Below are 6,861 nucleotides of genomic sequence, written 5' to 3' on the forward strand. Positions count from 1 at the left end.
GCCACAGGCATTACTGCTTGACCAGCGGGCAGGCCGCGTCCATCGGACGGAAGGCCTGCTGGGCCGGGATCACCGACAGCAGCTTCAGGTAATCCCACGGGGCCTTGGATTCGGCCGGGGTCTTGACCTGGTACAGGTACATGTCGTGGATCACGCGGCCATCCGGACGGATGGAGGCGTTGCGCATGACGGCGTCGGAGATCGGAATTTCTCGCATCTTCTGCGCCACCACTTTCCAGTCCGAGGTCTTGGCGGCCGCGCGCGCCTTCAGGAACTGGTAGACGCTGGAATAGACACCGGCCTGCACCATGGTCGGCTTGATGTTCTTGAACTGCGCTTCGAAACGCTTGGAGAAGGCGCGGGTCTGCTCGTCGTAATCCCAGTAGAAGCCATCGGTATAAACCAGGCCTTGCGCAGCCTCCAGCCCGAGCGCATGCACGTCAGAGAGGAACACCAGCAGCGCCACCAGGCGCTGGTCCTTGCCGCCGACGGCAAAGGAACGGGCCTGCTTGATGGCGTTGACCACATCGGTGCCGCCGTTGGCCAGCCCGATCACCTGGGCCTTGGAGGCCTGCGCCTGCAGCAGGAAGGAGGAGAAGTCCGAGGCATTGAGCGGATGGCGCACCGAACCCACCACCGTACCGCCATTGGCCTTGACCACATCGGAGGCATCCTTCTCCAGCGAATGGCCGAAGGCGTAGTCCACCGTCACGAAGTACCAGGACTTGTTGCCCAGCTTGGTCAGCGCCGCTGCCGCACCGGCCGCTTGCGAGTAGGTGTCGAACATCCAGTGGAAACCGTTGGTGGCGCATTCGGCCGTCGTCAGCGCACCGGTGGCCGGGCCGCTGTACATGGCGATGCCGCCCTTTTCCTTGATCAGCTTCTGCACCGCCAGCGCCACCGAGGAATTGGTGAGATCGGCGATGGCCTCGACCTTGTCGCGGTCCAGCCATTCGCGGGCGCGCGTCACGCCGACGTCGGGCTTGTTCTGGTTGTCGGCCGAGAGGATCTCGATCTTCATGCCCTTGCACTCATTCTTGAGGCAGTCTTCCACCGCCATTTTCGCGGCCACCACCGAACCCTGGCCGCCCATGGCCGAGTAGGGGCCGGACATGTCGGTGAGCACGCCGATCTTGACGGTGTTGGCATCCTGGGCAAGGGCGGGAATGGCGGTCATCGCAGTGGTGGCCAGCGACACCGTACAGGCCACGGCAGCAGCCGTGAGGGAACGGCCGAAAGCGTTCTTGGACATCTTGTCTCCTTGATCTTGTGATTGTTGTCGGACCTGCCCGCGTTCATGGACGCCGGGTCTTGCCGTTGTCTCCTGCCGTCTGTCGCCTCTGTCTTCCCGGGCGGCATCACGGCCCCGCTATTCTGCATGTGCGTATTTATCGATACAATAACCACAAAGACAAAACGCTTTTGCATTGATGCACATCGATGACGATGGGCCCATGGAGACCACATGCTGGACTGGGACAACCTCAGGATCTTTCTCGAACTCACCCGCAGCCAGGGCCTGGTGGATGCCGCCAAGAAGCTGGGCATCGACCATTCCACCGTCTCGCGGCGCATGAAGCGCTTCGAGGAGCAGGTCGGCAGCCAGCTGTTCGACCGCAACAACCACGGCTACAAGCTCACCGCCGACGGCTACCGGCTGGTGGAATATGCCGAGCAGGTCGAGAGCACCCTGTATGCCGCCACCGAAGAACTGGGCGGACACAACAGCAAGCTCTCCGGCCAGGTCCGGCTGGGCGCGACCGAAGGCTTCGGCACCTTCGTGCTGGCACCGCACATCGCGCATTTCTGCGCCCGCAATCCCCACATCACTGTGGACATGCTGCCGATGCCGCGTTTCGTGAATCTGTCCAAGCATGAGGCCGACATCAGCGTGTCGATCGAACGGCCGCTGTCGGGTAATTACGTGGTCACAAAACTGTCCGACTATGTCCTGAAGCTTTATGCTTCACGTGAGTACCTGGCCAGGCACGCGCCGATTCACACCATGGATGACCTGGCGCAACACAACTTCATCGGCTACATCGATGATCTGGTCTTCAGTGAAGAATTGCGCTACAAGGATACGGTGGCGCCGGACGCTTTCCGAGCCTTCCGCAGCACCAGCGTGGTAGCGCAATACACGGCGGCCTGCGCCGGCCGCGCGCTGGCGATCCTGCCCTGCTTCCTGGCGCAGCAGTCCGACGAGCTGGTGCCGGTGCTGCCTGAACAGATCGCCATCACCCGCACCTTCTGGCTGGTGGCTTCCAGCGAGCAGCGCCATGTGGCGCGGGTATCAGCCCTGTGGAGCTACCTGCGCGACTGCGTGGAGCTCAACCGCGACTTCCTGATGGGGCAGTCGCGCCGGATGCGCTGGCTGGAGTGAATCCCGCCCAAGCCAGCCCGCAACAAGATGTGTTTCAACCCGGCCGCCCGGTCCCTCCCCGCGCCGGCGGCCTTATCCCAAGGAGATGACGATGGCTGCAAAGAAAATCCTGCTCTTGACCGGTGATTTCGCCGAGGATTATGAAACCATGGTGCCTTTCCAGGCCCTGCAGATGGTCGGCCACACGGTACACGCGGTCTGCCCCGGCAAGAAAGCCGGCGACAAGATCAAAACCGCCATCCACGACTTCGAAGGCGACCAGACCTATACCGAGAAGCCCGGCCACCAGTTCGCCCTCAACGCCAGCTTCGACGACGTCAGCGCGGCAGGCTATGACGCGCTGGTGGTGGCCGGTGGCCGCGCCCCGGAATACCTGCGCCTGAACCCCAAGGTAATCGAGCTGGTGCAAGCCTTCGCCAAGGCCGACAAGCCCATCGCTGCGGTCTGCCACGGTCCGCAGGTGCTGGCTGCGGCGGGCGTGCTGGAAGGCAAGAAGGTCTCGGCCTATCCGGCTTGCGCGCCGGAAGTGAAGCTGGCCGGCGGACAATTCGCCGATATCGCCGTGGATGCCGCCATCACCGACGGCAAGCTGGTCACGGCCCCGGCCTGGCCGGCGCATCCGGCGTGGCTGGCGCAGTTCCTGCAGGTGCTGGGCACCCGCATCGAACTGTAAGGGCTGGACCCTCAGGCGGGGAGCGGCTTGCAGGGCCATGGCTCCCCGCGCAAACCCGCTGGTTTTGCTTGTTTCTTCATTTCCCCTTCGCAGTTTCCCCCCATTTTTTCCTGCCGAGCCACAATATGCCCTGAGAACAACCGTCTTCAGGGCATGCAGCCCATTTCCACCCTCTCCCCGATGAGCGACCAGGACCGCGAGATCACCGCCACCGTCATGCGCGAACGCAGCCGGCTGGGCGGCTTCATCCGCCGCCGGGTGGCCGACGCCGGCGAGGCCGAAGACATCCTGCAGGAAGTGTTCTACGAGTTCGTCCAGGCCTACCGCCTGCCGGAGCCGATCGAGCAGGTCAGCGCCTGGTTGTTCCGGGTGGCGCGCAACCGCATCATCGACCGCTTCCGCAAGAAGAAGGAAGAGCCCTTGCCCGAGGCGCACGACATCGAGCAAGTCGAGGGTGGCGAAGACAGCTGGCGGCTGGACCTGGTGCTGCCGGCCAGCGACGGCGGCCCGGAAGCGGCCTATGCCCGTGCGGCGCTGATCGAGGCCCTGCAGGCGGCACTGGACGAATTGCCGCCAGCGCAGCGCGAGGTCTTCATCGCCCACGAACTCGATGGCCTCAGTTTCAAGGAAATGGCTGCTGCCAGTGGCACCAGCCTCAATACCCTGCTGGCGCGCAAGCGCTATGCAGTCCTGCATCTGCGCGAGCGCTTGCAGGCGGTTTATGACGAATTGGAGATGTAATGGAACAGAACGACATGCCTCAAAATCCGCCCACCCCGGCACGCCGCGATCGTGGCTTCCGTGGCGGGCGTGATCCGCGCCGCTGGGGCGTGAAACTGCTGCTGTGCCTGCTGTGCTTGCCCCTGCTGGGCGTGGTGGTGATGCTGCTGTGGAACTGGGTGATGCCGCCGATCTTCCCGGGCGTAGCCGAGATCGGCTTCTGGCGGGCGCTGGGATTGCTGGTGCTGTGCCGGGTGCTGTTCGGCGGTTTCCGCGGGCGGCATGGCGGTTGGCATGAGAAGCGTCGCTTCATGCAGGCGCGCTGGGAAGCGATGACGCCCGAGGAACGCGAACGCTGCCAGCGCCGCGGCCGCCTGTTCTGCCGCGAAGAGCGCAAGTGAAGGAAAACGTCTTCCCGGGTTGAACGCGATCAGCCCAGGGCCGAGGGCTGGGGTGCGATGTTCCAGTCGCGCTCCTGCAAGCCAATCGACGTGAAGGGATCGACCAAAGTGCCGGCCACCATCCGCGCCAACATTTGCGGTGCGGGCGGCACTATCGACAAGCGCGCCGCCAATTGGTCGCGCACCCAGGGCAACCACACCGAATCGGACTGGTAGAACGGCGTGAACATCGCCGACATCGCCTGGAAGGTCCGCACGTGGCGGCGTCGCGAGGCGGCATAGCGCGGCAGCGCTTGTTGCAGCGTATCGGACTGCTGCAGGGCATGAATCAGCGCCCGTGCATCGAGCAAGGCCATGTTGGCCCCCTGCCCCAGCTGCGGGCTGGTGGAGTGGGCAGCGTCGCCGATGATGGCCAGCCGCTGGCCATAGGGCGAAGGCAGGGTGTGATGGCCGTAGCGCGCCAGCGTCATCTGTTCGAAGCCATCGATCTGGGCCAGATAGGGTTCACATTCCGGCCACAGCGCATGAATTCCCTCCTTCCATGCTTCCAGCCCTCGTTGCTTGAGCTGCTCCACCTGGTCCGGCTTGGTACTCCAGAAGAAGGCCACCATGGGATCATCCTGCTGCCTCGGGCGACCGATGGGCAGCACCCCGATCATGGTGCTGGCGCGGCGATAGCGCTGTACCAGCGAATTCACACCGAACGACAGGCCGGGCTGGGCGCGCAAGGAAACCCAGAAGGCACCATAAGGCAAGCGCTTCGGCTCGCAGGTATTGAGCGCGTGGCGGCGCAGCAGCGAACGGGCACCACTGGCATCGATGACCAGATCGAAGGGACCGATGCGGCGGCCATCCCCAGTACTCAGGCTGGCACCGGCGCTGCCCTGTTCCAGGCCGTTGATCTCATGGCCGGTTTCGGCTTCGATCCCCTCCCGTTGCGCTGCTTCCTGCAGGACGCCGAACAGGGCCGCACGATGGACCGCGATGCCATAGCGTCCTCCGCGCACCGCGTCATACCGCACATCCAGCACCGTCTTGCCGCTGCGGGCGTCGGCCCCGTAGAGGCGGTCGATGCGCTGGCCCAGCGCGGCGATGCGCGAGAACAGGCCCAGGTCTTCCAGTACCGTCAGTCCGGTGGGCTGCAGGATCAGGCCGGAACCGACGGGCGCGGCCGTAACGAAGCGCTCCAGCAAGGTGACGCGATGGCCGGCGCGCTTGAGGTAGAGCGCCATCGCCAATCCGGCCGGACCGGCACCGGCGATGGCTACGTGCATGGATTTCATGTTTATCCTGCTGAAGATGAAGTGCGTGTCCAGGCCGGGGCGTCTTTCTCAAGGAAGGCGCGCAGACCCTCCCGCCCTTCCGGGGAGGCGCGCAGGTCGGCGATGACGCCGGCCGTATATTCCGCCAGTTCAGGCGTGACCTGCAGCGGATTGGCGACCTGTACCAATTGCTTGGCGGCGCGCATCGCCTGTGGTCCATTGGCCAGCAAGGCATCGATCACTTGCAGCACCTTGGCATCCAGTTCCTGGGCCAGCACCACTTCATGCACCAGGCCAATGGCGGCGGCACGGATGGCCGAGAAACGCTCGCCAGAGACGAAGAAGCGGCGCGCCTGCGATACGCCCATCTTGGCGATCACGTACGGGCTGATGGCCGCCGGAGCCAGGCCCAGCTTGACTTCGGAAAGCGCAAAGAAGGCCGCCTCGGAAGCCACCACGATGTCGCAGCACGAGACCAGGCCGACACCGCCGCCCATCACCGCGCCCTGGACCTTGGCCACGGTCGGCGCCGGGAAGCTGTTGAGGGTTTCCATCAGCAAAGCCAGCTTGCGGGCATCGCGCAGATTGTCATCGCGCGAGGCATCGGCCATGCGGCGCATCCAGGCCAGGTCGGCACCGGCGGAGAAGGACTTGCCGGTGGAGGCCAGCAGCAGGACGCGAGTACGCTTGTCGTCACGCGCCTCGTTGATGAGGTCGATCAGGTGGGCGATCAGTTGATCGTCGAAAGCATTGTGGACATCAGGGCGATTGAGGGTCAGCGTGGCCAGGCCACGCGGGTCGATGTCGAGATGGGCGGCTGCGGTCATGAAGGCTCCTGCGGTAAGGTTTGCCGGGAGGATAGCGCAAAATGCCGGGGGAAAATGTTACTGGGGAGACAAATGCACTTTGGGGCAGCATATGGAAAAGCCCGCTTGCGCGGGCTTTCGGTTGGCTGGGGTGGCTTGGATTGCGTCAGGCGCGCACTCAACGGCCCTCTAACGCTCGCTGCGCGAGCGAGGGATTCGCCCACGTGCCGCGGGCCCGGTTTCGCTTGCAAGCGAAACCTTTCGAATCCCCCCCGCGATGTGCTCAAGCACATCGCTAGGCGCCGCCAAACAAAAAAGCCCGCTTGCGCGGGCTTTCGGTTGGCTGGGGTGGCTTGGATTGCGTTCGGTGCGCGCTCAATCGTAGGCTAACGCTCGCTGCGCGAGCGAGGGATTCGCCCACGTGCCGCGGGCCCGGTTTCGCTTGCAAGCGAAACCTTTCGAATCCCCCCCGCGATGTGCTCAAGCACATCGCTAGGCGCCGCCAAACAAAAAAGCCCGCTTGCGCGGGCTTTTTTATTTGGCGTCCCCTGGGGGATTCGAACCCCCGTACTCACCGTGAAAGGGTGATGTCCTAGGCCTCTAGACGAAGGGGACA

At 64.2% G+C, this 6,861-nt stretch carries 7 protein-coding genes and 1 tRNA gene; 4 read left to right on the forward strand and 4 right to left on the reverse strand.

From position 1 onward, the window contains the following. Window positions 1-10: 10 nt before the first annotated feature. On the reverse strand, window positions 11-1,252 hold the full coding sequence (locus tag MKD49_RS01095) for an ABC transporter substrate-binding protein (protein WP_252695204.1): 1,242 nt from the start codon (window positions 1,250-1,252) through the stop codon (window positions 11-13). A gap of 213 nt (window positions 1,253-1,465) precedes the next feature. Between MKD49_RS01095 and MKD49_RS01100 the strand changes: the two genes are divergently transcribed. From MKD49_RS01100 to MKD49_RS01115, 4 genes are all read left to right on the forward strand, one after another. After that, entirely contained in the window at window positions 1,466-2,383 is a 918-nt protein-coding gene (locus MKD49_RS01100) for a LysR family transcriptional regulator (protein ID WP_252695205.1), read from the forward strand. A gap of 91 nt (window positions 2,384-2,474) precedes the next feature. Continuing rightward, the gene (locus MKD49_RS01105) at window positions 2,475-3,056 is read left to right on the forward strand and encodes a DJ-1/PfpI family protein (RefSeq protein ID WP_034329926.1); all 582 of its coding nucleotides are present in this window, start codon (window positions 2,475-2,477) and stop codon (window positions 3,054-3,056) included. Window positions 3,057-3,209: 153 nt separating this feature from the next. Then, window positions 3,210-3,797, forward strand: a complete 588-nt coding sequence (locus tag MKD49_RS01110) for an RNA polymerase sigma factor (protein ID WP_034329923.1) — start codon at window positions 3,210-3,212, stop codon at window positions 3,795-3,797. After that, window positions 3,797-4,177, forward strand: a complete 381-nt coding sequence (locus MKD49_RS01115) for a hypothetical protein (protein ID WP_121042049.1) — start codon at window positions 3,797-3,799, stop codon at window positions 4,175-4,177. Before MKD49_RS01110 ends, MKD49_RS01115 begins: the two co-directional genes overlap by 1 nt. 29 nt (window positions 4,178-4,206) lie before the next feature. Here MKD49_RS01115 and MKD49_RS01120 read toward each other — a convergent pair whose 3' ends face one another. From MKD49_RS01120 to MKD49_RS01130, 3 genes are all read right to left on the reverse strand, one after another. Beyond that, entirely contained in the window at window positions 4,207-5,460 is a 1,254-nt protein-coding gene (locus MKD49_RS01120; protein WP_252695206.1) for an NAD(P)/FAD-dependent oxidoreductase, read from the reverse strand. 2 nt (window positions 5,461-5,462) lie between these two features. Beyond that, window positions 5,463-6,266: an enoyl-CoA hydratase-related protein gene (locus MKD49_RS01125; protein WP_252695207.1), complete on the reverse strand. Its 804-nt coding sequence runs from the start codon at window positions 6,264-6,266 to the stop codon at window positions 5,463-5,465. A gap of 518 nt (window positions 6,267-6,784) precedes the next feature. Continuing rightward, window positions 6,785-6,860: transfer RNA gene (locus MKD49_RS01130), tRNA-Glu, on the reverse strand. Window position 6,861: the final 1 nt, after the last annotated feature.

The organism is Herbaspirillum sp. WGmk3 (assembly GCF_023952535.1).
GTDB lineage: Bacteria > Pseudomonadota > Gammaproteobacteria > Burkholderiales > Burkholderiaceae_D > Herbaspirillum > Herbaspirillum huttiense.

Bases quoted from the DNA above. Each gene is read 5' to 3' on its own strand.
- MKD49_RS01115 (WP_121042049.1), top strand. From the start codon at position 3,797: ATGGAACAGAACGACATGCCTCAAAATCCGCCCACCCCGGCACGCCGC.
- MKD49_RS01105 (WP_034329926.1), top strand. From the start codon at position 2,475: ATGGCTGCAAAGAAAATCCTGCTCTTGACCGGTGATTTCGCCGAGGAT.
- MKD49_RS01120 (WP_252695206.1), bottom strand. From the start codon at position 5,460: ATGAAATCCATGCACGTAGCCATCGCCGGTGCCGGTCCGGCCGGATTG.
- MKD49_RS01110 (WP_034329923.1), top strand. From the start codon at position 3,210: ATGCAGCCCATTTCCACCCTCTCCCCGATGAGCGACCAGGACCGCGAG.
- MKD49_RS01125 (WP_252695207.1), bottom strand. From the start codon at position 6,266: ATGACCGCAGCCGCCCATCTCGACATCGACCCGCGTGGCCTGGCCACG.
- MKD49_RS01100 (WP_252695205.1), top strand. From the start codon at position 1,466: ATGCTGGACTGGGACAACCTCAGGATCTTTCTCGAACTCACCCGCAGC.
- MKD49_RS01095 (WP_252695204.1), bottom strand. From the start codon at position 1,252: ATGTCCAAGAACGCTTTCGGCCGTTCCCTCACGGCTGCTGCCGTGGCC.